The following is a 26715-nucleotide window of genomic DNA, read 5'->3' on the forward strand; positions in this document are numbered from 1 at the left end:
GTGTTAAGCTTTAGCGATTACCCATACGGAGGAACTATGGATCACCGTTTACTTGAAATTATTGCCTGCCCGGTTTGCAACGGCAAACTCTACTACAGCCAGGACAAACAGGAGCTGATCTGCAAGCTGGACAGCCTGGCTTTCCCGCTGCGTGACGGCATTCCGGTACTGCTGGAAAATGAAGCTCGTTCCCTGGTGGCAGAAGAGAGCAAACCATGAGTTTTGTTGTCATTATTCCTGCGCGTTATGCCTCAACGCGTCTGCCGGGTAAACCGCTGGTGGATATCAACGGCAAGCCGATGATTGTGCATGTCCTTGAGCGTGCGCGTGAATCCGGTGCCGATCGCGTGATTGTTGCTACCGATCATCCTGACGTCGCCCGTGCGGTTGAGGCGGCAGGCGGTGAGGTATGCATGACCCGCGCCGATCACCAGTCCGGCACCGAGCGTCTGGCGGAAGTGGTTGAAAAATGTGGCTTCGGTGATGATACGGTCATCGTGAACGTGCAGGGTGACGAGCCGATGATCCCGGCGGTGATTATCCGTCAGGTGGCAGAAAACCTGGCTCAGCGTCAGGTCGGTATGGCGACGCTCGCGGTGCCCATTCACCACGCTGAAGAGGCATTCAATCCCAATGCGGTGAAGGTGGTCATGGATGCCGAAGGCTATGCGCTCTATTTCTCCCGCGCCACGATCCCGTGGGATCGCGATCGCTTTGCGCTCTCTAAAGAGACAATCGGTGATACTTTCCTGCGTCATATCGGGATCTACGGCTATCGGGCCGGTTTTATTCGTCGATATGTTACCTGGGCGCCGAGTCCGCTGGAGCAGATCGAAATGCTGGAGCAGCTTCGCGTGCTCTGGTACGGCGAAAAAATTCACGTTGCCGTTGCCAGCGAAGTGCCTGGAACGGGCGTTGATACGCCGGAAGATCTTGAGCGCGTTCGCGCCGAGTTGCGCTAATCCCGCCTGCATCCCTCCTGTCGGAGGGATGTTCTCTCCCTCGCTAATTCCCCTTTCTTTTTCCTAATTGTTCTCTTCCGGGTGACATCTCCCTTCAGGACGCTCATTATAAAAGCAGTAGTCTTAATGGGGGTAATCTCATATGGAACAGCTGCGTGCCGAACTTAGCCATCTGCTGGGTGAGAAATTAAGCCGGGTCGAATGCGTGAGTGAAAAGGCCGATACCGCGCTTTGGTCGTTGTATGACAGTCAGGGCAACCCAATGCCGCTGATGGCCAGAAGTTTCACCTCGCCGGGCGTTGCCAGGCAGCTGGCATGGAAAATGTCGATGCTGGCGCGGGAGGGAACCGTCCGTATGCCGACGGTGTACGGCGTGATGACCCACGAGGAACACCCCGGCCCGGACGTGCTGCTGATTGAGCGTTTACGCGGCGTGCCCGTTGAAGCGCCCGCGCGCACACCCGAACGCTGGGAGCAGTTAAAAGACCAGATTGTCGAGGCGCTGCTGGCCTGGCACCGTCAGGATAGCCGCGGGCTTGTCGGTCCGGTCGACAGCACTCAGGAAAACCTGTGGCCGCTGTGGTATCGCCAGCGGGTGGAAGTGCTGTGGGGAACGCTTAACCAGTTCAGCAATACCGGTTTAACCATGCAGGACAAACGTATTCTGTTTCGCACCCGCGAGTGCTTACCGGCGCTATTCGACGGTTTTAATGACAACTGCGTGCTGATTCACGGTAATTTCACCCTGCGCAGCATGCTCAAGGACTCCCGCAGCGATCAGCTTCTGGCGATGCTTGGGCCGGGGATCATGCTCTGGGCTCCGCGCGAATACGAGCTGTTCAGGCTCAGCGACAGCGGGGCGGCGGAAGGTCTACTGTGGCACTACCTTCAACGCGCACCCGTTGCAGAAGCGTTTCTCTGGCGGCGCTGGCTTTACCTGCTCTGGGACGAAGTCGCGCAGTTGGTTAACACCGGACGTTTTAATCGCGCAAATTTCGACCTGGCAACAAAATCACTCTTGCCCTGGCTCGCCTGACGATCCTTTCAGCCACTGCCAGAGGCGCCCGAGCGTCTCATAACCGACGCGATCGCTATGCATCAGCCAGGCCGGGGATGGGATCGCCCGTTCCCACGGGTTGAGCGGCGCGTCGATGGCCATCTGGTTTGCCGGTGCGGGAAGCGGGTGCAGGCCTTGTTTCTGGAAGAAAATCATCGCGCGGGGCAGGTGTGAGGCGGAGGTCACCAGTAAGAACGGGACATCGCCAATTGCCTGCTTCACTGCGGCAGCCTCTTCTTCGGTATCTTTTGGACTGTCCAGAGTGATAATCGAGGAACGCGGCACGCCGAGTGATTCTGCGACCCTGGCACCCGCTTCAGCCGTACTTACCGGGTTCGTTTTGGCCGCCGCGCCGGTGAAGATCATTTTTGAACCCGGGTTCGCCAGCCAGAGGCGAATGCCTTCGTTTAGCCGCGGCAGGCTGTTGTTGATCAGGTTTGAACTGGGGGCCCAGTCAGGATCCCAGGTATATCCGCCGCCCAGCACCACGATGTACGCCACTTTCTGATTTCCCTGCCATGTTGGGTACGTGTTTTCGATGGGGCGTAACAGACCATCCGCGACCGGCTGCAGGCTCAACAGCAGCAGGACAAACCAGCCGAGCGAGATAAGCGTTTTGCCACTCTTCTGAAAGCGACTGAACCACACCAGCGCCAGCCCCAGCGCGATGGTGATGAGCAGCAGCGGAAGGGGAAGCATCATCCCTCCAATGTATTTCTTAAGGGTAAAAAGCATCCTTTTTGGTTCCTTTTTTGACCATATAGCAGGTGATTACCCGTGATATTACACCAGAGAGGTTCATTCTCCGCGCGGGTGTGACAAAATAGCGGTTTTGCAGTTAGCGAGTGGAACTTCCCAATGCGGGATCGCAATTTTGATGACATCGCGGAAAAGTTTTCGCGCAACATTTATGGCACCACGAAAGGTCAGCTCCGTCAGACGATCCTCTGGCAGGATCTGGACACCATTCTGGCTACCTTTGGTGGTCAAACGTTGCGCGTGCTGGACGCCGGTGGCGGTGAAGGGCAGACGGCGATAAAAATGGCCGAGCGCGGTCATCACGTCACGCTTTGCGATCTTTCTGCTGAAATGGTCGCCCGCGCGACGCGTGCTGCAGAAGAGAAAGGTGTGAGCGACAACATGCATTTTATACAATGCGCCGCTCAGGACATCGCACAGCATTTGGAAACACAGGTTGATCTGATATTGTTTCATGCGGTGCTGGAGTGGGTTGCCGATCCGCAAAGCGTGTTACAAACCCTGTGGTCTATGTTGCGCCCGGGCGGCACGCTGTCGCTGATGTTCTACAATGCTAACGGCTTCCTGATGCACAACATGGTTGCAGGAAACTTCGACTATGTGCAGGTCGGGATGCCCAAAAAGAAAAAGCGCACGCTTTCCCCGGACTATCCGCGCGATCCACAGCAGGTTTATGGCTGGCTGGAAGCGATTGGCTGGCAGATCGTCGGGAAGACGGGCGTCAGGGTGTTTCATGATTATCTGCGTGAAAAACACAAACAGCGTGACTGTTTTGACACCTTAACAGAATTAGAAACGCGGTATTGCCGTCAGGAGCCTTTTATCAGCCTTGGCCGCTATATTCACGTCACCGCGCACAAGCCGCAGATGCAAGGATAACCTATGAGTGAATTTTCCCAGACAGTCCCCGAACTGGTTGCCTGGGCCAGGAAAAACGATTTCTCCATCTCGCTGCCGGTAGACAGACTCTCTTTCCTGCTGGCGGTTGCCACGCTGAACGGCGAGCGGCTGGATGGTGAAATGAGCGAGGGTGAACTGGTGGATGCGTTCCGCCATGTCAGTGATGCGTTTGAGCAAACCAGCGAAACCATTAGCGTGCGTGCTAACAACGCAATCAACGATATGGTGCGTCAACGTCTGCTGAACCGCTTTACCAGCGAGCAGGCGGAAGGAAACGCCATCTATCGCCTGACGCCGCTGGGCATCGGCATCACCGATTACTATATTCGCCAGCGTGAATTTTCTACGCTGCGTCTTTCCATGCAGCTCTCGATCGTGGCGGGTGAGCTTAAGCGCGCCGCCGACGCGGCGGATGAAAACGGTGACGAATTCCACTGGCACCGTAACGTCTACGCGCCGCTGAAATATTCGGTGGCCGAGATTTTCGACAGTATCGATCTCACCCAGCGCCTGATGGACGAACAGCAGCAGCAGGTGAAAGATGATATTGCCCAGTTGCTGAATAAAGACTGGCGAGCGGCCATCTCCAGCTGTGAACTTCTGCTGTCAGAAACCTCCGGCACGCTGCGTGAGCTCCAGGATACCCTGGAAGCCGCAGGGGACAAGCTGCAGGCGAATCTTCTGCGCATCCAGGACGCGACGCTGGCGCATGACGATCTGCATTTTGTCGATCGTCTGGTCTTCGACCTGCAAAGCAAACTCGACCGCATTATCAGCTGGGGCCAGCAGTCGATCGACCTGTGGATCGGCTACGACCGACACGTGCATAAATTTATCCGTACCGCGATTGATATGGATAAAAACCGCGTCTTTGCTCAGCGTCTGCGACAGTCGGTGCAGACCTATTTCGATGCGCCGTGGGCGCTGACCTACGCCAATGCCGATCGTCTGCTGGATATGCGCGACGAAGAGATGGCGCTGCGCGATGAAGAGGTGACCGGTGAACTGCCGCCGGATCTGGAATACGAAGAATTTAACGAAATTCGCGAGCAGCTTGCGGCGATGATCGAAGAACAGCTCGCTGTCTATAAAACCAGACAAGTGCCGCTGGATCTTGGGCTCGTGGTGCGCGACTATCTGGCGCAATATCCACGCGCGCGCCACTTTGACATTGCCCGCATTGTGGTAGACCAGGCGGTGCGCCTGGGCGTTGCGCAAGCAGATTTCACCGGACTGCCGCCGAAGTGGCAGCCAATCAACGATTACGGAGCCAAGGTACAGGCGCATGTCATTGACAAATATTGAACAAGTGATGCCAGTTAAGCTGGCACAGGCGCTGGCGAATCCGTTATTTCCGGCGCTGGACAGCCAGCTGCGTGCCGGTCGTCACATTGGATTAGACGAGCTGGATAATCACGCCTTTTTGATGGACTTCCAGGAGTACCTGGAAGAGTTTTACGCACGCTATAACGTGGAACTTATCCGCGCGCCGGAAGGGTTTTTCTACCTGCGTCCGCGCTCCACGACGCTGATCCCGCGTTCCGTGCTCTCCGAGCTGGATATGATGGTCGGCAAAATTCTTTGCTACCTCTACCTCAGCCCGGAACGTCTGGCGAATGAAGGGATCTTCACCCAGCAGGAACTTTACGACGAGCTGTTGACGCTGGCAGATGAAAGCAAGCTGCTGAAGCTGGTGAACAACCGCTCCACGGGGTCGGATCTTGACCGTCAGAAATTACAGGAAAAAGTTCGCTCTTCCCTGAACCGTCTGCGCCGTCTGGGGATGGTCTGGTTTATGGGCCACGACAGCAGCAAATTCCGCATTACGGAATCTGTCTTCCGCTTCGGCGCCGACGTGCGCGCGGGCGATGACGCGCGTGAAGCGCAGCTCCGCATGATCCGCGACGGTGAAGCGATGCCGGTGGAAAACCATTTGCAGCTCAATGACGAGCATGAAGAGAATCTGCCGGATAGCGGGGAGGAAGAGTAATGATTGAACGCGGTAAATTTCGCTCACTGACGCTGATTAACTGGAACGGCTTCTTTGCCCGAACGTTCGATCTGGATGAGCTGGTCACGACGCTCTCCGGCGGTAACGGTGCGGGTAAATCCACCACCATGGCGGCCTTTGTTACGGCGCTGATCCCCGATCTGACGCTGCTTCACTTCCGTAACACCACCGAAGCGGGAGCCACAAGCGGCTCACGTGATAAAGGTCTGCACGGTAAGCTGAAGGCCGGCGTCTGTTATTCGGTTCTGGACGTCATTAACTCCCGTCATCAGCGTGTGGTAGTGGGCGTGCGCCTGCAGCAGGTCGCCGGTCGCGACCGTAAAGTGGATATCAAGCCGTTTGCGATCCAGGGACTGCCGACCTCCGTGCAGCCGACGGCGCTGCTGACGGAAACCCTGAACGAACGCCAGGCGCGCGTGCTGACGCTGCAGGAGCTGAAAGACAAGCTTGAAGCCATCGAAGGCGTACAGTTCAAGCAGTTTAACTCCATTACCGACTACCACTCGCTGATGTTCGATCTGGGCGTGGTGGCGCGTCGTCTGCGCACGGCATCAGACCGTAGCAAATACTACCGCCTGATCGAAGCGTCTCTTTACGGCGGTATCTCCAGCGCGATTACCCGCTCCCTGCGCGACTACCTGCTGCCGGAAAACAGCGGCGTACGTAAGGCCTTCCAGGATATGGAAGCGGCGCTGCGCGAAAACCGCATGACGCTGGAAGCGATTCGCGTTACCCAGTCTGACCGCGACCTGTTTAAACACCTGATCAGCGAAGCCACCAACTACGTGGCGGCGGACTACATGCGCCACGCCAACGAGCGCCGCGTGCATCTCGATCAGGCATTAGAATACCGTCGCGAGCTGTTTACCTCCCGTAAACAGCTTGTGGCCGAACAGTACAAGCACGTCGAAATGGCGCGCGAGCTGGGTGAGCACAACGGTGCTGAAGGCGACCTGGAAGCCGACTATCAGGCCGCCAGCGATCACCTGAACCTGGTGCAGACCGCGCTGCGTCAGCAGGAAAAAATCGAGCGCTATGAAGCGGATCTCGATGAGCTGCAGATTCGTCTCGAAGAGCAAAATGAAGTGGTGGCTGAAGCCGCCGACATGCAGGAAGAGAACGAAGCCCGCGCCGAAGCGGCCGAGCTGGAAGTGGATGAGCTGAAAAGCCAGCTTGCCGATTACCAGCAGGCACTCGACGTGCAGCAGACGCGAGCGATTCAGTACACCCAGGCACTGCAGGCATTACAGCGTGCAAAAGAGCTGTGCCATCTGCCTGACCTGACGCCGGACAGCGCCGACGAGTGGCTGGATACCTTCCAGGCCAAAGAGCAGGAAGCCACCGAGAAACTGCTCTCCCTCGAACAGAAAATGAGCGTCGCGCAAACGGCGCACAGCCAGTTTGAGCAGGCTTATCAGCTGGTAGTTGCGATTAACGGCCCGCTGGCGCGTAACGAAGCCTGGGACGTTGCCCGTGAACTGCTGCGCGACGGTGTGAACCAGCGTCATCTGGCCGAGCAGGTTCAGCCGCTGCGTATGCGTCTGAACGAGCTGGAGCAGCGCCTGCGCGAGCAGCAGGAAGCCGAGCGTCTGCTGGCGGAATTCTGCAAGCGTCAGGGAAAAAATTACGATTTCGACGAGCTTGAGGCCCTGCATCAGGAGCTGGAAGCGCGCATTGCGGCCCTGTCCGATACCGTATCAAACGCCAGCGAACAGCGTATGACCCTGCGTCAGGAGCTGGAGCAGATTCAGTCCCGTTCTAAGACGCTCCTGGAGCGTGCGCCGGTCTGGCTGGCGGCTCAAAGCAGCCTGAACCAGCTCAGCGAGCAGTGCGGCGAGCAGTTCGAATCCAGTCAGGAAGTGACCGAATACCTGCAGCAGCTGCTGGAGCGCGAACGTGAAGCCATCGTTGAGCGTGATGAAGTGGGCGCCCGCAAGCGCGACGTCGATGAAGAAATTGAGCGCTTAAGCCAGCCGGGCGGGTCAGAAGATCCACGCCTGAATGCGCTAGCGGAGCGTTTTGGCGGCGTGCTGCTGTCCGAGATTTATGACGACGTTGGCCTCGATGATGCCCCGTACTTCTCCGCGCTGTACGGTCCATCCCGCAACGCGATTGTGGTCCCGGATCTGTCGCTGATTTCTGAGCAGCTTGCCGGCCTGGAGGATTGCCCGGAAGATCTCTACCTGATCGAAGGGGATCCGCAGTCGTTCGATGACAGCGTATTCAGCGTCGACGAGCTGGAAAAAGCGGTGGTGGTGAAAATTGCCGACCGTCAGTGGCGTTATTCCCGCTTCCCGGAGCTGCCGCTGTTTGGCCGCGCCGCGCGCGAAAGCCGCATCGAGAGCCTGCACGCCGAGCGTGAAACGCTGTCTGAACGTTTTGCGACCCTGTCGTTTGACGTGCAGAAAACCCAGCGTTTGCACCAGTCGTTCAGCCGCTTTATCGGCAGCCATCTCGCCGTAGCGTTTGACGCGGATCCGGAAGCCGAAATCCGCAAGCTCAATACCCGCCGTGGCGAGCTGGAACGTGCGATTGCCAGCCATGAAAGCGATAACCAGCAGAGTCGCGTTCAGTTTGAACAGGCGAAAGAGGGCGTCGCTGCCCTTAACCGCATTCTGCCGCGCCTGAATCTGCTGGCGGATGACACGCTGGCTGACCGTGTGGATGAGATCCAGGAGCGTCTGGATGAAGCGCAGGAAGCCGCGCGTTTCGTTCAGCAGCACGGCAATCAGCTGGCGAAGCTGGAGCCCGTCGTGTCTGTCCTGCAGAGCGACCCGGAACAGTTCGAGCAGTTAAAAGAAGATTATGCCTGGTCGCAGCAGGTGCAGCGCGAAGCGCGTCAGCAGGCGTTTGCCCTGACGGAAGTGGTGCAGCGTCGGGCCCACTTTGGCTACTCCGATTCGGCTGAAATGCTGAGCGGTAACAGCGATCTGAACGAAAAACTGCGTCAGCGCCTTGAGCAGGCGGAGGCGGAACGTACTCGCGCCCGCGAAGCAATGCGCAGCCATTCCGCTCAGCTGAACCAGTACAACCAGGTGCTGGCCTCGCTGAAAAGCTCCTTCGACACCAAGAAAGAGCTGTTAAACGATCTGCAGAAAGAGCTTCAGGACATCGGCGTTCGTGCCGACAGCGGGGCAGAAGAGCGCGCGCGTATTCGTCGTGACGAGCTGCATTCGCAGCTCAGCAATAACCGCGCGCGTCGTAATCAGCTGGAAAAAGCGCTGACCTTCTGCGAAGCCGAAATGGATAACCTGACCCGTCGCCTGCGCAAGCTGGAACGCGACTATCACGAAATGCGCGAGCAGGTCGTGACCGCCAAGGCGGGCTGGTGCGCGGTGATGCGCATGGTGAAAGACAATAACGTTGAGCGTCGTCTGCACCGCCGCGAGCTGGCGTATCTCTCTGCCGATGAGCTGCGCTCCATGTCGGATAAGGCGCTGGGTGCGCTGCGTCTGGCGGTGGCGGATAACGAACACCTGCGCGACGTGCTGCGCATGTCGGAGGATCCGAAACGTCCGGAACGTAAAATTCAGTTCTTCGTGGCGGTTTACCAGCACCTGCGCGAGCGTATTCGTCAGGACATCATCCGTACCGACGATCCGGTTGAAGCCATCGAACAGATGGAAATCGAGCTGGGCCGTCTGACGGAAGAACTGACCTCCCGCGAGCAGAAACTGGCGATCAGCTCCCGCAGCGTGGCGAACATCATTCGTAAAACCATTCAGCGCGAGCAGAACCGTATCCGCCAGCTGAACCAGGGCCTGCAGAGCGTGTCGTTTGGCCAGGTGAACAGCGTGCGCCTCAACGTCAACGTGCGTGAAGCCCACGCGACGCTGTTGGAAGTGCTCTCAGAGCAGCACGAGCAGCATCAGGATCTGTTCAACAGCAACCGTCTGACCTTCTCCGAAGCGCTGGCGAAGCTGTATCAGCGCCTGAACCCGCAGATTGATATGGGCCAGCGTACGCCACAAACCATCGGTGAAGAGCTGCTGGACTACCGTAACTATCTGGAAATGGAAGTCGAGGTAAACCGTGGCTCAGACGGCTGGCTGCGTGCGGAATCCGGGGCGCTCTCTACCGGTGAAGCGATCGGTACCGGCATGTCAATTCTCGTGATGGTCGTACAGAGCTGGGAAGATGAAGCGCGCCGCCTGCGCGGCAAAGATATCTCGCCATGCCGACTGCTGTTCCTGGATGAGGCGGCGCGACTTGATGCCCGCTCGATTGCCACGCTGTTCGAGCTTTGCGAACGTCTCGATATGCAGCTCATTATCGCGGCGCCGGAGAACATCAGCCCCGAGAAGGGCACCACCTACAAACTGGTGCGTAAGGTGTTCCAGAACAGCGAACACGTTCACGTTGTGGGGCTGCGTGGCTTTGCGCCGCAGCCGCCGGAGTCGTTGACGGAAACCACGGCGGACGCTTCCTGAAGCGTCTTCTGACCCGAAGCGGCGCACTGGCGCCGCTTTTTTTTTAAACTTAACTTGTGCTTGGGGCTGCGTTATCTTTAAACTTCTTTACATAAGGTAAGGCAACAGCTTAGCCGTCTACCTATAATGAAAGAAAGCCCCAGCGTGATGGGCATGTCGTGAAAACAGGGGGCAAGGGATGTTGCTAAAGAAAGAATGTGGTCGTCAGCTGTCTGCGCTGAGTTTATGCCTGGCAGTGATGTTTGCTCCGCTGTTAACCGCCCAGGCCGACGAGCCTGAAATTGTGCCGACTGACAGCTCGGCAACGACAGGCGCGCAGCCAACGTCGTTGTCCCAGCCGCTGGACCAGTCTCCGGCGACGGCTATCATGGCCGGAATTAAACCGCTGCCGGAAGGCATCGACGCGGAATCGCTCAGCCAGCAGCTGCAGTCGGGGCTGCCGTCAGGCTACACGCCTGTCTATATCAACCAGCTCACGCTCCTCTATGCCGCCCGCGATATGAAACCGATGTGGGAAAACCGCGATGCCGTGCGCGCCTTCCAGCAGCAGCTGGCGGAAGTCGCGATTGCAGGGTTTCAGCCGCAGTTTACAAAGTGGGTTGAGCTGTTAACCGATCCTGCCGTCACCGGGCAGGCGCGTGACGTGGTGCTTTCCGATGCCATGATGGGCTACCTGCAGTTCGTGGCGGGTATTCCGGTCAACGGCAACCGCTGGCTGTACAGCGATAAGCCGTACAAGCTGGCGACGCCGGCGCTGTCGGTGATTAACCAGTGGCAGCTCGCGCTGGACAATGGTGAACTGCCGCGTTTTATTGCCAGCCTGGCACCGGCGCATCCACACTATGCCACCCTGCACCAGTCGCTCCTCACGCTGGTGGGGGACACGCGTCCATGGCCGCAGATGCGCGGTACCGCGACGCTGCGTCCGGGGCAGTGGAGCAGCGATGTGCCCGCCCTGCGCGAGATCCTGACGCGTTCCGGTCTTCTTGACGGCGGGCCAAAGATTGTTCTCCCGGGTGACGATCCACAAAGCGTCGCCGTCAGCCCGTCAGCGCCTGTGAAAGAGAAGAAAGCCGTTGTTCTGAGCAACAAACCCGCGGCTTACGATCGCGAGCTGGTTGCGGCCGTTAAACAGTTTCAGACCGCTCAGGGGCTGGGGGCCGATGGCGTCATTGGCCAGACGACGCGCGACTGGCTGAACGTATCGCCTGCGCAGCGGGCAGGGGTGCTGGCGCTCAATATCCAGCGTTTGCGTTTGCTGCCGGGAACGCTTTCTACCGGAATTATGGTTAACATCCCGGCGTATTCCCTGGTCTATTACCAGAACGGCAGCGAAGTGCTGGCGTCGCGCGTGATTGTCGGGCGTCCGGATCGTAAAACACCGATGATGAGCAGCGCGCTGAATAACGTGGTGGTTAACCCGCCGTGGAACGTGCCGCCGACGCTGGCGCGTAAAGACATTCTGCCGAAGGTCTGGAACGATCCGGGTTATCTGGAGCGTCATGGCTACACGGTGATGCGTGGATGGAACAGTAAAGAGGCCATCGATCCTTATATGGTCGACTGGTCGACCATCACAGCGTCGAATCTGCCGTTCCGCTTCCAGCAGGCTCCCGGAGCGCATAACTCTTTAGGGCGCTACAAATTCAACATGCCGAGTTCAGAAGCTATTTATCTGCACGATACGCCGAACCACAATCTGTTCCAGAAAGATACGCGCGCGCTGAGTTCTGGCTGCGTGCGCGTGAACAAAGCCTCGGAGCTGGCCAATATGCTGTTGCAGGATGCGGGCTGGAACGACACGCGTATCTCGGATGCCCTGAAGCAGGGGGATACGCGTTACGTGAATATTCGCCACAATATTCCGGTCAATCTTTACTATCTGACGGCATTTGTGGGTGAGGACGGGCGTACCCAGTATCGTACAGATATTTACAATTATGATCTCACCGCGCGATCCGGCGCACAAATTTTGCCAAAAGCGGAACAATTAATCAGGTAAATGAAGCAGTTCGGGAAAAATGATTGTCGTAAGTTAGGGTGAATAGGGGGCAATATCGCTGTAAGCCGCGTATTCACTGGGGTTGGGCGCCTTGACGTACCTGGTTTTGCCAGTTAAGGTGCCCTTCGTGCGCTAAGCATATTACGATTTCTTTTACCTGTAGACCTGATTATCATGGACAAATTTGACGCTAATCGCCGCAAACTGCTGGCGTTAGGTGGTGTTGCGCTTGGCGCAGCGGCCATCCTGCCGACGCCAGCATTTGCCACCCTCTCGACACCTCGTCCGCGAGTTTTAACGCTCAACAACCTGCATACCGGTGAGTCGCTAAAAGCGGAGTTTTTCGATGGCAGAGGCTATATTCAGGATGAATTAGCAAGACTTAACCATTTTTTCCGTGATTTCCGCGCGAATAAAATAAAAGCCATCGATCCAGGACTGTTTGATCAGATTTTCCGCCTTCAGGGCCTGCTGGGCACCAGCAGGCCGGTGCAGCTCATTTCTGGCTATCGTTCGATTGATACCAATAATGAACTGCGCGCCCACAGTCGCGGGGTAGCCAAAAAAAGCTATCACACGAAGGGACAGGCAATGGATTTCCATATTGAAGGCGTTTCGTTAGCCAATATTCGCAAAGCCGCGTTATCTATGCGCGCAGGTGGTGTAGGATATTACCCCAGCAGCAACTTTGTGCATATTGATACCGGTCCGGTTCGGCACTGGTAATAACGAAACACAGGAGCAGTATGAACTATCGTATTATTCCGGTTACCGCGTTCTCCCAGAATTGTTCATTGATCTGGTGCGAACAGACTAAACTGGCCGCGCTTGTCGATCCCGGCGGTGACGCTGAGAAAATCAAGCAGGAAGTCGCCGACAGCGGCGTGACGCTCATGCAGATTTTACTGACGCACGGTCACCTCGACCATGTGGGTGCAGCGGCTGAACTCGCTAAACACTACGGTGTGCCGATCGTCGGTCCGGAAAAAGAAGATGAGTTCTGGCTGCAGGGGTTACCCGCCCAAAGCCGCATGTTTGGCCTTGATGAGTGTCAGCCCCTGACGCCCGATCGCTGGCTGAACGAAGGAGAGCGCGTTAACGTAGGGAATGTGACTTTACAGGTGTTGCATTGTCCTGGGCATACGCCAGGCCATATCGTCTTCTTTGATGACCAGTCCCGTCTGCTGATTTCCGGCGATGTGATCTTCAAAGGTGGCGTAGGACGCAGCGATTTTCCGCGCGGCGATCACGGGCAGCTGATTCAGTCGATTAAGCAAAAGTTATTGCCGCTGGGTGATGACGTTACGTTTATCCCTGGACACGGTCCGATGTCGACGCTGGGCTACGAACGGCTCCATAATCCGTTCCTTCAGGATGAGATGCCTGTCTGGTAACCAGAATAAAAAAAGCCTGCATAATGCAGGCTTTTTTATGGACGCAAATTACAGTACGGCGACAATCGCTTCGCACAGTGGCGCCATGTTGTCAGGCGTCATGCCTGCAACGTTCACGCGGCCTGAGGCCACGGCGTACACGCCAAACTCTTCACGCAGACGCAGAACCTGCTCTTTGGTCAGGCCGCTGAACGAGAACATGCCGTTCTGTTTGATAATAAAGCTGAAGTCGCGGTCCGCGCCTTTCTCAGCCAGTGTGTTCACAAACAGCAGGCGCATGCGCTGAATACGTTGACGCATATCGTTCAGCTCTTGTTCCCAGATAGCGCGCAGCGCATCGTTGCTCAGGATAGTGGCAACAACAGACGCACCGTGTGCCGGTGGGTTAGAGTAGTTAGCGCGGATAACCGATTTCATCTGGCTGAACGCGCGATCGACAGTCTCTTCGTTAGCGGCAACCAGCGTACAGGCACCCACGCGCTCATTGTACAGACCGAAGTTCTTGGAATACGAGCTTGCGACAATCAGCTCCTGGTGAACGGCTGCGAACGCGCGCAGGCCTTCGGCATCTTCTTCCAGACCACGGGCAAAGCCCTGGTAGGCAAAGTCAAACAGCGGCAGCCAGCCTTTTTCAACGGACAGCTTCGCCAGGTGTTGCCACTGCTCAAGCGTCGGATCGATACCGGTTGGGTTGTGGCAGCAGCCGTGGAACAGAACCACGTCACCTGCCTGCGCTTCGCTCAGGCTCGCCAGCAGGCCGTCAAAGTCGAGAGAGTGGTTTGCCGCGTCGTAGTATGCATATTCACGCACTTCCAGACCCGCAGAGTTAAACACGCTCTTGTGGTTCGGCCAGCTTGGGTTGCTCACCCATACGCGTTTAACAGAGGTGTTTTTCGCAAGGAAATCCGCCGCTACGCGCAGCGCACCGGTACCGCCTGGGGTCTGTGCTGTACGGGCACGTTTGTCACTCACAATTGCGCTGCCTTTACCGAACAGCAGCTCCTGGGTGCAGCGACCAAACTCAGGGATACCATCAATACCGAGGTAGTTTTTGGTGGTTTCGTTTTCCAGCAGATACTGCTCAGCTTTCTTAACGCTGGTCAGTACCGGAGTTTTGCCGGTTTCATCTTTATATACACCAATACCCAGGTTGATTTTGCCAGGGCGGTCGTCGGCACGAAACAGATCGGCCAGGCCCAGAATAGGGTCGGCAGGAGCGGCGGTAATGTTCTCAAACATGACGAAGTTCCATTGTGATTACAGAAGTGAAATCCGCTATCAGGTTAACGGTAGATTTACAAAATGCCAACCGTTTGCGACGAAAAGCGTGCGGCTTTTCAAAAGTCGCCATTATTTTCTGTCACGCATAAAAAAACAGGGCCGAAGCCCTGTTCATTAAGCATATAACAAAGTGGTGTACTGATTAGAACTGGTAGGTTACGCCAACGGTAGCCTGGTTGTCAGAGCCAACCCAACTGGTGGACGCATCTTTGTCGTCCAGCAGGTTGAAGCGGTAGTCACCGTACACGTTGAAGTTCTTGTTGAAGTAGTAAGTCGCACCAGTGGTGATGTATTTCGCCAGGTCACGGTCGCCGATGCCGTTCAGGTCTTTACCTTTGGACTGAACGTAAGAAACGGAAGGACGCAGGCCGAAGTCGAACTGGTACTGAGCGATAACTTCAAAGTTCTGGGTCTTGTTAGCAACGTCGTACACAGTCGCTGTACTATCACCCAGGATGCTCATGTTGCGGGTTTCAGCGTAAACGGTCGCCAGGTAGATGTTGTTCGCGTCATATTTCGCGCCAACTGCCCAGGACTCAGCTTTATCGCCTTTACCATCTTCTTTCTGATCCAGAGTACGGTTTGCAGTGCTGTATGCACCGATCAGACCGAAGCCTTCGCCGAACTCGTAGCCCAGGGACAGACCAACGCCGTCACCGTTCGCTTTACGCAGATCGCTACGGTCGTTTTTACCCTGGTACTGAACGCCAAAGTTCAGACCATCAACCAGACCGAAGAAGTTGTTGTTACGGTAGGTCAGCAGGCCAGTAGAACGGCTGGTCATGTAGTTATCAACATAGCCACCACCCCAGGTTTCGCCAGAGAAGGACGGAGCCATATCGGTGTAGGATTCTACGTCGTAAACGATACCGTAGTTACGACCGTAGTCCAGAGAACCTGCTTCAGAAACTTTGATACCTGCGAATGCCAGACGCGTTACGTTAGTCTGGTCGCCTTCAGCTGCACCAGCTTTCGCACGGTATTCCCACTGACCGTAACCGATCAGGTTTTCGTTAACCTGAGTTTCGCCTTTAAAGCCGATCTGGCCGTAAGAGGAGTCTGCGTTTTTGTGTTCGCCAGAAGTGGTGAAGCCGTGTTCGCCCACAACTTTACCGTAGAAGTCCAGCTTGTTGCCGTTCTTGTTATAGATTTCTGCAGCGTTAGCTGCACCGGCTACCAGCAGGGCAGGGATTACCACTGCCAGAATATTGCGCTTCATCATTATTTATTACCCTCATTGGTTTTTTTATGACACTCGCCACTGCCGTCAATAAATTCTGTCAATAAATATTTCCGGAACTATTGATGAGAGTTTGGTGTCTTTATGTATCTGACAGGCATCTTTCCATTCGGCGAAGCGTTTCGCTAGCCTGAAAGTGCTACAATTCTCAAGATTAAGTAACCGAAAGAAAATATATGTAACTAAATATGTATTTTTGGGAACTTTGTGAACCACCTCAAACTTCAGAACGACCTGGCGAATTAAACAGCAAGCCATATCCTATATATATGAATTCCTTATGATTAATTGAGATAAAGGCGATTCATATAAACAGACGCTAAACGGCTTGTTTTTTCTTATGACTGCGAAAGGCCTTCCGGACGGCTGTAAAAGTGGTTGAAATTTGTGCTATCGCTTGAGGATGTAATAATCGCAATAAGAATGGGGTTTATTTTTTGTGGCTGGATATTTCGCGGAAACAAAACGTAACAGGTAGTGGTTGTGACGGGGTGAAGGTTTAAAGACGCTGACTTTGCGCTGACGAAAACTGACAATACAGAATAAAATAATGGCCAGCATCTGCTGGCCATTTCAGTCTTATACCGATTAGAAGCTGGCGTTACGTGGAGTACGTGGGAAAGGAATCACGTCACGTACGTTCTGAACACCGGTAACGTAGGCAATCAGACGCTCGAAGCCCAGACCAAAACCGGCGTGCGGTACGGTACCGTAACGACGCAGATCTCGGTACCAGCTGTAGTCAGCTGGGTTGAGCCCCATCTCTTCCATACGCGCGTCCAGCACGTCAAGACGTTCTTCACGCTGAGAGCCACCGATGATTTCACCAATGCCCGGCGCCAGAACGTCCATCGCTGCCACGGTTTTACCGTCTTCGTTAAGGCGCATATAGAAGGCCTTAATGTCTTTCGGGTAGTTTTTAACGACAACCGGCGCTTTGAAATGCTTCTCGGCCAGATAGCGTTCGTGTTCAGACGCCAGGTCAACGCCCCAGTAAACCGGGTTCTCGAACGTCTCACCGCATTTCTCGAGGATCGCCACCGCGTCGGTATAGTCCACCTGCGCAAAGTCGGCAGAGACGAAACGCTCCAGACGCGCTACAGCATCGCTGTCTACGCGTTCTGCGAAGAATTTCATGTCGTCAGGACGCTCTTCCAGCACCGCTTTGAACACATACTTCAGCATGGCTTCTGCCAGGCCAGCGACATCGTCGAGGTTGGCGAACGCCACTTCAGGCTCCAGCATCCAGAATTCCGCCAGGTGACGGCTGGTGTTGGAGTTTTCGGCGCGGAAGGTTGGGCCAAAGGTGTAGATCTTAGACAGCGCGCAGGCGTAGGTTTCGCCGTTGAGCTGACCAGATACCGTCAGGAAGGCTTCTTTACCAAAGAAGTCTTTGTCATAGTCCACTTTACCTTCAGGCGTGCGCGGCAGGTTTTCCATGTCCAGCGTCGAAACGCGGAACATCTCACCGGCACCTTCCGTATCGGACGCGGTGATCAGCGGGGTAGACACCCAGAAGTAACCCTGCTCATCGAAGAAACGATGCAGCGCCTGCGCCAGCGTATGACGCACGCGCGCCACCGCACCAATCAGGTTGGTACGCGGACGCAGGTGGGCGACTTCACGCAGATATTCGATGCTGTGGCGTTTTGCCGCCATCGGATAGGTATCCGGATCTTCAACCCAGCCGGTGACTTCAATCGCAGTGGCCTGAATTTCGAAGCTCTGGCCCTGACCCGGTGAAGCCACAACCACGCCGGTAACAATGACGGAGCAACCCGTTGTCAGTCGCAGAACGTCATCATTGTAATTGGGCAGAGAATTATTAATGACGGCCTGTACAGGATCAAAGCAGGAACCGTCATAGACGGCGAGGAAGGAGATGCCAGCTTTAGAATCTCGGCGGGTACGCACCCATCCGCGCACGGTGACTTCCTGGTCAACGGCGACACGGCCCTGGAGTACGTCGGCTACAGGCACAACGCTCATAATATTCTCTCTGTTAATAGTCGGAAAAAATAAACACTTGTCCACCCTTATGGGGGGATATCTATGTTACCTGCCATCCGCTATCAGACAAGTAAATTTCGCAGTCAAAAGAGAAGAATTGAGAAATAAATAATAAGAAGGGAGCCATAAAGGCTCCCGTAAGCGCTTAACTGGCTTTTTTGATCAAGGGGAGGTCGAACGCTTTACGCAATGCGCGGACAAATGCTTTGTCATGGCAGATGGTTTTACCCGGGCTGTCGGAGAGTTTCGCCACCGGCTTGCCGTTACATTCCACCAGTTTGATGACGATATTCAGAGGTTTTACCTGAGGAATATCGCAGGTCAGACGGGTACCAATCCCGAAGCTCAGGTTCACACGGGTGTTGAAATGACGATAGAGGTCGACCGCTTTCGCCAGGTCGAGATTATCCGAGAAGACCAGCACCTTGCTCATCGGGTCAATGCCGAGTTTTTCGTAATGGGCAATGGCTTTCTCGCCCCATTCAACCGGATCCCCGGAGTCGTGCCGTAATCCCTGGTAACGTTCAGCGAACTCGGGACCAAAGTCGCGCAGGAAAGCATCCATCGTAATACAGTCGGTGAGGGCAATTCCGAGCTGATTCGGGTACTCTTCAAGCCATGCGGCCAGCGCCGCGCGCTGGCTGTTAGCCAGATCGAGGCTGATCTGCTGATGCGCCTGGAACCACTCGTGTGCCTGGGTGCCCATTGGCGTCAGGCTGAGGCGGCGTGCCAGATCGTAGTTGCTGGTGCCCACGAACCACGGCTCCTGCTGCAGACGTTTAACGATGGCCTCCTGAACGTCACGCGAGAAACGGCGACGCGTGCCAAAGTCCATCAGGCGGAAGCGGGACAAGTCCAGCCCTTCGGTCAGCGTGGAGAAGGCTGCGAGTTTATTTTCCAGCGCGGCGACCGCCTGCTCGACGCCTTTTTCCGGCGAACGGTAGCGGTGAGCCAGTTCACTGATCACCGCCAGAAGCGGCACTTCCCACATGATCACTTCCCGCCACGGACCTTCAAGGCGAATATCCAGCTTGCCATTATCGTTAACCACGCTGACCTGCTCCGGCTTATAGCGGAAATCGCGCAGCCAGTTCAGGTAGTCGGCTTTGAAGAAAGGCAGGCCAGAAAGCCACTGATATTCCTCGTCCTGCAGCGTCAGATGCTGCATAGCATCGACCTGTTCACGAATGGCGTCTGCGTAGATACCGAGCAAGTCGTCGCCACGACAGCGGAATTCCGCCGCGACGTGAACGTCATAGTAGTGGTGGAAAACGGCTTGCTGCATATGCAGTTTATACGCGTCGGTATCCAGCAACGTATGCAGAACTGGAGAAGCGAATTGAGTCATAGGTGCGCAGTAGCATCCTCTCACAGGAGCGTTTAGTACAATAAACAACTCCGGAGTATACCTTGTTTAGTGATTTATTGAACCCCGATCACAACATAAGCGCGTTTTATGGTCGAGGGCATTTTGTGCCCCGTGTTATACAAATGTAGCAAAAAAAGGTTTTGACCCTGAAAAGATGAACATTCTGCATAGCGCGATTTGCGCAACAGGAATATATTGAAACGTTACTCGACAAACGATGCATAAGGTTTTCTATGACACAACAGCCACAAGCCAAATACCGCCACGACTACCGTGCGCCGGATTACCTGATTAGCGAAATCGATCTGACTTTTGACCTGGATGCCACAAAAACCGTTGTCACGGCGGTGAGCCAGGTGACGCGCCATAGCGCAACTGCGGTGCCGCTGCGTCTGGATGGTGAAGACCTGACGCTGGTCTCCCTGCATATTAATGATGAAGCCTGGTCAGACTATAAAGAAGAAAACAACCAGCTGGTCATCGACAACCTGCCGGAACAGTTTACGCTGCGCATCGTGAATGAAATCAGCCCAGCCGCCAACACCGCGCTGGAAGGGCTTTACCAGTCGGGCGTGGCGCTGTGTACCCAGTGTGAAGCGGAAGGGTTCCGCCACATAACCTGGTATCTCGATCGTCCGGACGTCTTGGCGCGCTTCACCACCAAAATCATCGCCGATAAAACCCTGTATCCCTTCCTGCTCTCTAACGGTAACCGCGTAGGCGAAGGCGAGCTGGAGAATGGCCGTCACTGGGTGCTGTGGCAGGATCCCTTCCCGAAACCGTGCTACCTGTTTGCGCTGGTGGCGGGGGACTTCGACGTGCTGCGCGACATCTTCAAAACGCGCTCAGGCCGCGAGGTGGCGCTGGAGCTGTTTGTTGACCGCGGCAACCTTGACCGCGCGCCGTGGGCGATGACCTCCCTCATCAACTCCATGAAGTGGGACGAGGAGCGCTTCGGCCTCGAATATGACCTCGACATCTATATGATCGTCGCCGTCGATTTCTTCAACATGGGCGCAATGGAGAACAAAGGCCTTAACGTCTTTAACTCCAAATACGTGCTGGCGCGTACCGATACCGCAACGGACAAAGACTACCTCGATATCGAACGCGTTATCGGCCACGAATATTTCCACAACTGGACCGGTAACCGCGTCACCTGCCGCGACTGGTTCCAGCTGAGCCTGAAAGAGGGCCTGACCGTCTTCCGCGATCAGGAGTTCAGCTCCGATCTGGGTTCACGCGCGGTGAACCGCATCAACAACGTGCGTACCATGCGTGGCCTGCAGTTTGCGGAAGATGCCAGCCCAATGGCGCACCCGATCCGCCCGGATAAAGTCATCGAGATGAACAACTTCTACACCCTGACGGTGTACGAGAAGGGCGCTGAAATTATCCGCATGATCCACACCCTTCTGGGCGAGGAGAACTTCCAGAAAGGGATGCAGCTGTACTTCGAGCGTCATGACGGCAGCGCGGCCACCTGCGACGATTTTGTGCAGGCTATGGAAGATGCCTCTAATGTCGATCTCTCTCACTTCCGCCGCTGGTACAGCCAGGCCGGGACGCCGGTTGTCACCGTCAAAGACGATTACAATCCGGAAACCGAGCAGTACACCCTGACCATCAGCCAGCGCACGCCGCCGACGGCGGAGCAGGAAGAGAAATATCCGTTGCATATTCCGTTCAGCATTGAGCTGTACGATAACGAAGGCAAAGTCATCCCGCTCCAGAAGGGCGGCCACCCGGTACACCACGTGCTGAACGTGACTCAGGCCGAACAGACCTTTATCTTCGATAACGTCTACTTCCAGCCGGTGCCTGCGCTGCTGTGCGAATTCTCCGCGCCGGTGAAGCTGGAATACAAGTGGAGCGATCAGCAACTGACGTTCCTGATGCGTCACGCGCGTAACGACTTCTCCCGCTGGGACGCGGCGCAAAGCCTGCTGGCGACCTACATCAAGCTCAACGTAAACCGCCATCAGCAGGGCCAGCCGCTGTCGCTGCCTGTCCATGTGGCTGACGCGTTCCGCGCGATCCTGCTGGATGAGAAGATTGACCCGGCCCTGGCCGCTGAAATTCTGACCCTGCCGTCAGCGACTGAAATCGCCGAGCTGTTTGACATCATCGACCCGATTGCCATCGTGGCGGTGCGTGAAGCGTTGACCCGTACGCTGGCTGCAGAGCTGGCCGATGAGTTCCTGGCTATATATAACGCCAACAAGCTTGACGCTTATCGCGTTGAGCACGCGGACATTGGCAAACGTTCTCTGCGCAATACCTGCCTGCGCTATCTGGCGTTTGGTGAAACCGAGCTGGCGAACACCCTGGTGAGCAAGCAGTACCACGAAGCGGATAACATGACCGACGCCCTGGCCGCGCTGGGTGCAAGCGTTGCCGCTGAACTGCCGTGCCGTGATGCGTTAATGCAGGAGTACGACGACAAGTGGCATCAGGATGGCCTGGTGATGGACAAATGGTTCATCCTGCAGGCGACCAGCCCGGCGGCCGATGCGCTCAGCAACGTGCGCAGCCTGCTGAAGCATCGCTCCTTTACCCTGAGCAACCCAAACCGCGTGCGTTCTCTGATTGGCGCGTTTGCCAGCAGCAACCCGGCCGCGTTCCACGCCGAAGACGGCAGCGGGTATCAGTTCATGGTGGAAATGCTGACCGAGCTGAACAGCCGTAACCCGCAGGTGGCGTCGCGCCTGATTGAGCCGCTGATCCGTCTGAAACGCTACGATGCGAAGCGTCAGGCGAAGATGCGCGCCGCGCTTGAGCAGCTGAAAGGGCTGGAGAACCTGTCTGGCGATCTGTACGAGAAGATTGCTAAGGCCTTAGCGTAATAAAAAATTGCCCTGTGGGCAGGTAAAAGCAGAACGGCAACCTCGGTTGCCGTTTTTAGTGTTTTCTCCCCGTGGGAGAGGGCCGGGGTGAGGGCATCAGGCATTAGCCTTGGCTCGCTGTAACTCCGTCCCCCCGCGCTTCATCACCCGATCCAATACCTCAGCTTCCAGCTCCGCCAGCCTTGCCGAGCCCACGCGACGAGGCCGCGGAAGATCCACCGTCAGATCCAGACCTATTTTCCCGTCCTCTATTAACAGCACCCGGTCAGCCATCGCGACGGCCTCGCTCACGTCATGCGTCACCAGCAGTACCGTAAAGCCGTGCGCCTGCCAAAGGGATCCAATCAAATCCTGCATTTCGATCCGCGTCAGGGCGTCGAGCGCGCCGAGCGGTTCATCAAGCAACAGCAGGCCCGGACGGTGAATCAACGCCCGCGCCAGCGCCACGCGCTGCTTCTGCCCGCCCGAGAGGGCGGCAGGCCATTCACCCGCACGATTTTCCAGCCCAACGGCGGCCAGCGCCTGGCGGGCTTCATCCCGCCAGCTGCCCTTAAGACCGAGCCCGACATTGTCGATAACCGTTTTCCACGGCAGCAGGCGTGCATCCTGAAACATCATGCGGGTATCGTCCTGAATATTCGAAAGCGGCGTCGTTCCTGCCAGAATGTCACCGCCGTTGGGGGCTTCCAGTCCGGCCAGAAGTCGTAGCAGGGTACTCTTGCCGCCGCCGCTGCGCCCGACAACGGCCACAAATTGTCCGGCGGGAATATGCAGATCCAGCCCGTTAAGAATGGTGTTTTCGCCGTAGCGTTTGGTCACGCCGTTCAGCAGTAACGGCGTTCCCTGGTTCAGTCGTGCAGTATTCATGCTTTCGCCTCCTGAAGGGTATAGGCCGGGTTCCAGCGCAGCCAGCTGCGCTCCAGCCACTGGGCGCTGACGTCGGCGAGCTTGCCGAGCAGGGCATACAGAATGATGGCAACCACCACCACGTCCGTTTGCAGGAATTCGCGGGCGTTCATCGCCAGATAGCCAATACCTGAGTTGGCCGAGATGGTCTCCGCCACAATCAGCGTCAGCCACATCAGGCCGAGCGCAAAACGCACCCCGACCATAATGGAGGGCAGGGCGCCCGGCAGAATCACGTGAATAAAGAGGGAAAAACCCGATAAGCCATAGCTGCGCGCCATCTCCACCAGACCGCGATCGATATTGCGGATGCCGTGCCAGGTGTTGATATAAATCGGGAACAATGTGCCCAGCGCCACGAGGAAGATCTTAGCGCTCTCATCAATGCCAAACCACAGGATAACCAGCGGGATCAGCGCCAGATGCGGCACGTTGCGCAGCATCTGTATCGACGTATCCAGCAGCCGCTCGCCCCAGCGGGAGAGGCCGCTGATCAGGCCCAGAACCAGACCGATGCTGCCGCCGATGGAAAACCCGATCGCCGCGCGCCAGGAGCTGATCGCCAGGTGCTGCCACAGCTCACCGCTGACGCTCAGCGACCAGAACGCTTCTACAACACCCTCCGGAGAGGGCAGAATGCGGCTCGACAGCCAGCCGGTGGACGACGCGAGCTGCCAGAGAGCCACAATGCCGACGGGTAAAAACCACGGCGCGGCGCGCAGCAGCCATTTTTGGGAGGTGGCAGACATGGTCACTCCTTAGCTCTGTGCGGCTTTGCGTGGAATAAACTCGTTCGCCACGGCTTCGCCCTGAAGCTGAAGCCGCTGCGGCTGCGGAATCTCCGGGATGGCGACATCCAGATGCGGGAATAACAGCTCGCCCACCTTGTACGCCTCTTCCAGATGCGGATAACCGGAGAGAATAAAGCTGTCGATACCCAGGTCTGCGTATTCATTAATCCGGGCGGCTACGGTCGGTCCGTCGCCGACCAGCGCCGTGCCCGCACCGCCGCGCACCAGGCCAACGCCCGCCCACAGGTTCGGGCTGATCTCCAGGTTCTCGCGCTTGCCGTTGTGCAGGGACGCCATTCGGTGCTGTCCGACGGAGTCGGTTTTCGCAAACGCGGCCTGCGCCCTGGCGATGGTCTCATCGTCCAGGTGGGAGATCAGGCGGTCGGCGGCCTGCCAGGCTTCTTCATTGGTTTCCCGCACAATTACGTGCAGGCGAATGCCGAAGCGCACCTTGCGACCATGGGCGGCCGCCTTAGCGCGTACCTGGGCAATTTTTTCTTTCACCAGCTCAGTCGGTTCGCCCCAGGTCAGATAGAGATCGACCTGCTCTGCCGCCAGATCCTGGGCTACGTCCGACGATCCGCCAAAATAGAGCGGCGGTCGCGGCTGCTGCACCGGCGGGAAGTAGAGCTTCGCGTCACGAACGTGAATATGCTTGCCTTCAAAGGTGACGGTTTCACCTTCCAGCAGATGTCGCCAGACGCGGGTGAACTCGGCGGAAGCTTCGTAGCGCTCGGTATGGTCGAGGAACACCCCATCGCCCGCCAGCTCCTGCGGATCGCTGCCCGTCACCAGGTTAAACAGGGCGCGGCCGTTGGACAGCCTGTCCAGCGTTGCCGCCTGACGCGCCGCCACGGTGGGGGAGACCACGCTCGGGCGTAAGGCAACCAGGAACTTCAGACGCTGGGTGACCGGGATCATCGACGCGGCGACCAGCCAGGCATCTTCACATGAACGTCCGGTCGGGATCAGCACTCCGGTGAAACCGATTCGGTCCGCCGCCTGCGCAATCTGCTGCAGGTAGCCGTGGTCAACCGGGCGCGAGCCCTCTTCTGTACCAAGATAGTGTCCATCACCGTGGGTGGGTAAAAACCAGAAAAGATTCAGACTCATGATTTAGCTCCTTCTTTGCCTGCGGGCTGCCAGATGCGTTCGCGAATAGTGACCTGTTTTGGCACCAGGTGGTTTTGATAGAAAAGGTCAGCCGTTTGTTGCTGAAGCGCGGCGACGTGCGCGTCCACGGGCGTAATGGTGGTCGGCGGACGGTGGTTGAGATAGCTCGCGATCACCGGCTCAGGTAAGCCCATGGTTTTCGCCAGCAGGGCAATGCTCTCCTGACGCTGGGTCTGGGTCAGCGCATCGGCCTGGGTAAAGGTATCCAGTACGCCCTGGATAAATGCGCCGTTCTTTTCCGCATAAGGACGCGCGGCCAGATAGAACGAGCCGGTCTGCTTCAGCGTGGTACCGTCTTTCAGCACGCGAACGCCGCCCTGTAGCAATGCGGCGGAGTAGTACGGATCCCAGATGGCCCAGGCATCAACGTTCTTCTGCTGGAACGCGGCGCGGGCGTCGGCAGGCGTCAGGTAAACGGGCTGAATGTCAGTGAACTTGAGCCCGGCTTCCTGCAGGGCACGCAGCAGCAGGTTGTGCGAGCTGGAACCTTTCTGGAAAGCCACTTTATGCCCTTTGAGGTCGGCGACGCTTTTAATATCGCTGTTTTCAGGCACCAGAATCACTTCGGCCTTCGGTTTGGGCGGCTCAACGCCAACATAGACGAGGTCCGCTCCCGCCGCCTGGGCGAATATCGGCGGAATATCACCCGTGCTGCCGAGATCGATACTGCCGACGTTCAGGGCCTCCAGCATCTGCGGGCCAGCCGGGAACTCCACCCAGGAGAATTTGGTGTCCGGGAAGCGTTTTTCCAGAAGCTGATGGCTTTTCGCCAGCACCATGCTGACGCTGCCTTTCTGATAGCCAATGCGCAAACTTTCCGGAGCCGCTTCTGCGGCATGGGCCAGCGAGGTAAGCGCCATCAGACCTGCCAGGCCGATGCGGGTTAACGTTTTAAACATGTGCGACTCCTTGAGGCTGACCAAACGCCGGGGCCTGGATATCCCGGCGGTGCAGGGCATGCCAGAAGGTTTCCAGGGCAGTATCGAGGCGGGTTTGCAGGTTCGGCGTAAAATGAGGTTTATGTTGATAATCGATAACCTGGGAGTCATCTGCGAAAACGCCGTGGAGGATCTCCTGCGCTTTCAGCGCGTTCAGCACCGGCTTCAGGGCATAATCCACGACCAGTAAATGGGCAACCGTACCGCCCGTTGCCAGCGGCAGCACGACTTTGCCGTCCAGGGCGCGTTCCGGAAGCAGATCGAGCAGGGTTTTCAGCGCCCCGGAAAAAGAGGCTTTATAAATAGGCGTGGCCACAATTAAGCCGTCAGCGCCGTTAAGCTGCTCGATGAGCGTTTTTAGCGCTGGGCTGTCGAAGCGGGCGTAGAGCAGATCTTCAGGTTCGAAGTTATGCAGGTTCCAGTGGCACACTTCCACATCCAGGGCATTGAGTTTTTCGCGGGCATATTCCAGCAGGGCGCTGGAGCGCGAAGGGAATCGTGGACTTCCGGCCAGGGTAATGACGCGCATACTTCCTCCTTATAACCAATTGTTTGCTTTTATCTAACATTCATAACAATTTTCAGGAGTGTGACACCGCGCGGTTATTCCACTAAATGATTTATCTGCAATTAAAATGCGAAAAAG

The 26715-nt window shown here is 56.6% G+C and carries 21 protein-coding genes; 11 read left to right on the plus strand and 10 right to left on the minus strand.

The window, feature by feature from the left end:
• The first annotated feature begins 36 nt into the window (after positions 1-36).
• From ycaR to ACWKXN_RS01930, 3 genes are all read left to right on the plus strand, one after another.
• Positions 37-219: a protein YcaR gene (gene ycaR, locus ACWKXN_RS01920; RefSeq protein WP_006174474.1), complete on the plus strand. Its 183-nt coding sequence runs from the start codon at positions 37-39 to the stop codon at positions 217-219.
• On the plus strand, positions 216-962 hold the full coding sequence (gene kdsB / locus ACWKXN_RS01925; protein ID WP_039261582.1) for a 3-deoxy-manno-octulosonate cytidylyltransferase: 747 nt from the start codon (positions 216-218) through the stop codon (positions 960-962). Before ycaR ends, kdsB begins: the two co-directional genes overlap by 4 nt.
• Positions 963-1104: 142 nt before the next feature.
• Positions 1105-1998, plus strand: coding sequence for a YcbJ family phosphotransferase (locus tag ACWKXN_RS01930; protein ID WP_047651301.1), 894 nt, complete (start codon positions 1105-1107; stop codon positions 1996-1998).
• Here ACWKXN_RS01930 and elyC read toward each other — a convergent pair.
• On the minus strand, positions 1975-2754 hold the full coding sequence (gene elyC / locus ACWKXN_RS01935) for an envelope biogenesis factor ElyC (RefSeq protein WP_048979731.1): 780 nt from the start codon (positions 2752-2754) through the stop codon (positions 1975-1977). The genes ACWKXN_RS01930 and elyC overlap by 24 nt on opposite strands.
• A gap of 123 nt (positions 2755-2877) precedes the next feature.
• Here elyC and cmoM point away from each other — a divergent pair, with 123 nt between their 5' ends.
• The 7 genes from cmoM (at position 2878) to ACWKXN_RS01970 (ending at position 13515) form a co-directional block, all read left to right on the plus strand.
• Positions 2878-3657 carry a tRNA uridine 5-oxyacetic acid(34) methyltransferase CmoM gene (cmoM, locus tag ACWKXN_RS01940; RefSeq protein WP_023311004.1) on the plus strand — a complete coding sequence of 260 codons (780 nt, stop codon included), beginning with the start codon at positions 2878-2880 and terminating at the stop codon, positions 3655-3657.
• 3 nt (positions 3658-3660) lie between these two features.
• Positions 3661-4983, plus strand: coding sequence for a chromosome partition protein MukF (gene mukF, locus ACWKXN_RS01945; protein ID WP_033145101.1), 1323 nt, complete (start codon positions 3661-3663; stop codon positions 4981-4983).
• Positions 4964-5668: a chromosome partition protein MukE gene (mukE, locus tag ACWKXN_RS01950; RefSeq protein ID WP_008499954.1), complete on the plus strand. Its 705-nt coding sequence runs from the start codon at positions 4964-4966 to the stop codon at positions 5666-5668. Before mukF ends, mukE begins: the two co-directional genes overlap by 20 nt.
• Positions 5668-10119, plus strand: a complete 4452-nt coding sequence (gene mukB, locus ACWKXN_RS01955; RefSeq protein WP_069303890.1) for a chromosome partition protein MukB — start codon at positions 5668-5670, stop codon at positions 10117-10119. Before mukE ends, mukB begins: the two co-directional genes overlap by 1 nt.
• 178 nt (positions 10120-10297) lie before the next feature.
• Complete coding sequence (ldtD, locus tag ACWKXN_RS01960; RefSeq protein ID WP_454543243.1) at positions 10298-12121, plus strand: L,D-transpeptidase; 1824 nt, start codon at positions 10298-10300, stop codon at positions 12119-12121.
• A 174-nt stretch (positions 12122-12295) separates the two neighbouring features.
• Positions 12296-12847, plus strand: coding sequence for a YcbK family protein (locus ACWKXN_RS01965; protein WP_033145104.1), 552 nt, complete (start codon positions 12296-12298; stop codon positions 12845-12847).
• 20 nt (positions 12848-12867) lie between these two features.
• Entirely contained in the window at positions 12868-13515 is a 648-nt protein-coding gene (locus ACWKXN_RS01970) for an MBL fold metallo-hydrolase (RefSeq protein ID WP_033145105.1), read from the plus strand.
• A 48-nt stretch (positions 13516-13563) separates the two neighbouring features.
• Here ACWKXN_RS01970 and aspC read toward each other — a convergent pair whose 3' ends face one another.
• The 4 genes from aspC to pncB form a co-directional block, all read right to left on the minus strand.
• Complete coding sequence (aspC, locus tag ACWKXN_RS01975) at positions 13564-14754, minus strand: aspartate transaminase (RefSeq protein ID WP_033145106.1); 1191 nt, start codon at positions 14752-14754, stop codon at positions 13564-13566.
• Positions 14755-14938: 184 nt separating this feature from the next.
• Positions 14939-16018 (minus strand): porin, encoded by a 1080-nt coding sequence (locus ACWKXN_RS01980; RefSeq protein WP_274621618.1) that lies wholly within the window; start codon positions 16016-16018, stop codon positions 14939-14941.
• A 606-nt stretch (positions 16019-16624) separates the two neighbouring features.
• Complete coding sequence (gene asnS / locus ACWKXN_RS01985) at positions 16625-18025, minus strand: asparagine--tRNA ligase (protein WP_033145107.1); 1401 nt, start codon at positions 18023-18025, stop codon at positions 16625-16627.
• A gap of 166 nt (positions 18026-18191) precedes the next feature.
• The gene (gene pncB, locus ACWKXN_RS01990) at positions 18192-19394 is read right to left on the minus strand and encodes a nicotinate phosphoribosyltransferase (protein WP_454543244.1); all 1203 of its coding nucleotides are present in this window, start codon (positions 19392-19394) and stop codon (positions 18192-18194) included.
• 254 nt (positions 19395-19648) lie between these two features.
• Here pncB and pepN point away from each other — a divergent pair, with 254 nt between their 5' ends.
• Positions 19649-22261, plus strand: coding sequence for an aminopeptidase N (gene pepN / locus ACWKXN_RS01995; RefSeq protein WP_454543245.1), 2613 nt, complete (start codon positions 19649-19651; stop codon positions 22259-22261).
• A gap of 96 nt (positions 22262-22357) precedes the next feature.
• On the opposite strand, the gene ssuB is transcribed toward pepN, so the two are convergent.
• From ssuB to ssuE, 5 genes are read right to left on the minus strand one after another with little or no spacing between them, the layout of a single operon-like run.
• On the minus strand, positions 22358-23128 hold the full coding sequence (ssuB, locus tag ACWKXN_RS02000; RefSeq protein WP_032658179.1) for an aliphatic sulfonates ABC transporter ATP-binding protein: 771 nt from the start codon (positions 23126-23128) through the stop codon (positions 22358-22360).
• Positions 23125-23916 (minus strand): aliphatic sulfonate ABC transporter permease SsuC, encoded by a 792-nt coding sequence (gene ssuC, locus ACWKXN_RS02005; RefSeq protein ID WP_115874645.1) that lies wholly within the window; start codon positions 23914-23916, stop codon positions 23125-23127. Before ssuC ends, ssuB begins: the two co-directional genes overlap by 4 nt.
• Positions 23917-23925: 9 nt before the next feature.
• Positions 23926-25071 (minus strand): FMNH2-dependent alkanesulfonate monooxygenase, encoded by a 1146-nt coding sequence (gene ssuD, locus ACWKXN_RS02010; protein ID WP_454543246.1) that lies wholly within the window; start codon positions 25069-25071, stop codon positions 23926-23928.
• Entirely contained in the window at positions 25068-26030 is a 963-nt protein-coding gene (locus ACWKXN_RS02015; RefSeq protein ID WP_039261603.1) for a sulfonate ABC transporter substrate-binding protein, read from the minus strand. The genes ssuD and ACWKXN_RS02015 overlap by 4 nt, the downstream gene beginning before the upstream one ends.
• Complete coding sequence (ssuE, locus tag ACWKXN_RS02020) at positions 26023-26598, minus strand: NADPH-dependent FMN reductase (protein ID WP_454543247.1); 576 nt, start codon at positions 26596-26598, stop codon at positions 26023-26025. The genes ACWKXN_RS02015 and ssuE overlap by 8 nt, the downstream gene beginning before the upstream one ends.
• Positions 26599-26715: the final 117 nt, after the last annotated feature.

This window comes from Enterobacter sp. UPMP2060 (genome assembly GCF_053709655.1).

What these genes read in the sequence shown, in the direction of transcription:
- kdsB (WP_039261582.1), top strand. Translation starts at nt 216, where the DNA reads ATGAGTTTTGTTGTCATTATTCCTGCGCGTTATGCCTCAACGCGTCTG.
- elyC (WP_048979731.1), bottom strand. Translation starts at nt 2,754, where the DNA reads ATGCTTTTTACCCTTAAGAAATACATTGGAGGGATGATGCTTCCCCTT.
- ssuB (WP_032658179.1), bottom strand. Translation starts at nt 23,128, where the DNA reads ATGAATACTGCACGACTGAACCAGGGAACGCCGTTACTGCTGAACGGC.
- ACWKXN_RS01980 (WP_274621618.1), bottom strand. Translation starts at nt 16,018, where the DNA reads ATGATGAAGCGCAATATTCTGGCAGTGGTAATCCCTGCCCTGCTGGTA.
- ssuE (WP_454543247.1), bottom strand. Translation starts at nt 26,598, where the DNA reads ATGCGCGTCATTACCCTGGCCGGAAGTCCACGATTCCCTTCGCGCTCC.
- ssuC (WP_115874645.1), bottom strand. Translation starts at nt 23,916, where the DNA reads ATGTCTGCCACCTCCCAAAAATGGCTGCTGCGCGCCGCGCCGTGGTTT.
- mukF (WP_033145101.1), top strand. Translation starts at nt 3,661, where the DNA reads ATGAGTGAATTTTCCCAGACAGTCCCCGAACTGGTTGCCTGGGCCAGG.
- mukB (WP_069303890.1), top strand. Translation starts at nt 5,668, where the DNA reads ATGATTGAACGCGGTAAATTTCGCTCACTGACGCTGATTAACTGGAAC.
- ycaR (WP_006174474.1), top strand. Translation starts at nt 37, where the DNA reads ATGGATCACCGTTTACTTGAAATTATTGCCTGCCCGGTTTGCAACGGC.
- ssuD (WP_454543246.1), bottom strand. Translation starts at nt 25,071, where the DNA reads ATGAGTCTGAATCTTTTCTGGTTTTTACCCACCCACGGTGATGGACAC.
- ACWKXN_RS01965 (WP_033145104.1), top strand. Translation starts at nt 12,296, where the DNA reads ATGGACAAATTTGACGCTAATCGCCGCAAACTGCTGGCGTTAGGTGGT.
- ACWKXN_RS01930 (WP_047651301.1), top strand. Translation starts at nt 1,105, where the DNA reads ATGGAACAGCTGCGTGCCGAACTTAGCCATCTGCTGGGTGAGAAATTA.
- mukE (WP_008499954.1), top strand. Translation starts at nt 4,964, where the DNA reads ATGTCATTGACAAATATTGAACAAGTGATGCCAGTTAAGCTGGCACAG.
- cmoM (WP_023311004.1), top strand. Translation starts at nt 2,878, where the DNA reads ATGCGGGATCGCAATTTTGATGACATCGCGGAAAAGTTTTCGCGCAAC.
- ldtD (WP_454543243.1), top strand. Translation starts at nt 10,298, where the DNA reads ATGTTGCTAAAGAAAGAATGTGGTCGTCAGCTGTCTGCGCTGAGTTTA.
- aspC (WP_033145106.1), bottom strand. Translation starts at nt 14,754, where the DNA reads ATGTTTGAGAACATTACCGCCGCTCCTGCCGACCCTATTCTGGGCCTG.
- pepN (WP_454543245.1), top strand. Translation starts at nt 19,649, where the DNA reads ATGACACAACAGCCACAAGCCAAATACCGCCACGACTACCGTGCGCCG.
- pncB (WP_454543244.1), bottom strand. Translation starts at nt 19,394, where the DNA reads ATGACTCAATTCGCTTCTCCAGTTCTGCATACGTTGCTGGATACCGAC.
- ACWKXN_RS02015 (WP_039261603.1), bottom strand. Translation starts at nt 26,030, where the DNA reads ATGTTTAAAACGTTAACCCGCATCGGCCTGGCAGGTCTGATGGCGCTT.
- ACWKXN_RS01970 (WP_033145105.1), top strand. Translation starts at nt 12,868, where the DNA reads ATGAACTATCGTATTATTCCGGTTACCGCGTTCTCCCAGAATTGTTCA.
- asnS (WP_033145107.1), bottom strand. Translation starts at nt 18,025, where the DNA reads ATGAGCGTTGTGCCTGTAGCCGACGTACTCCAGGGCCGTGTCGCCGTT.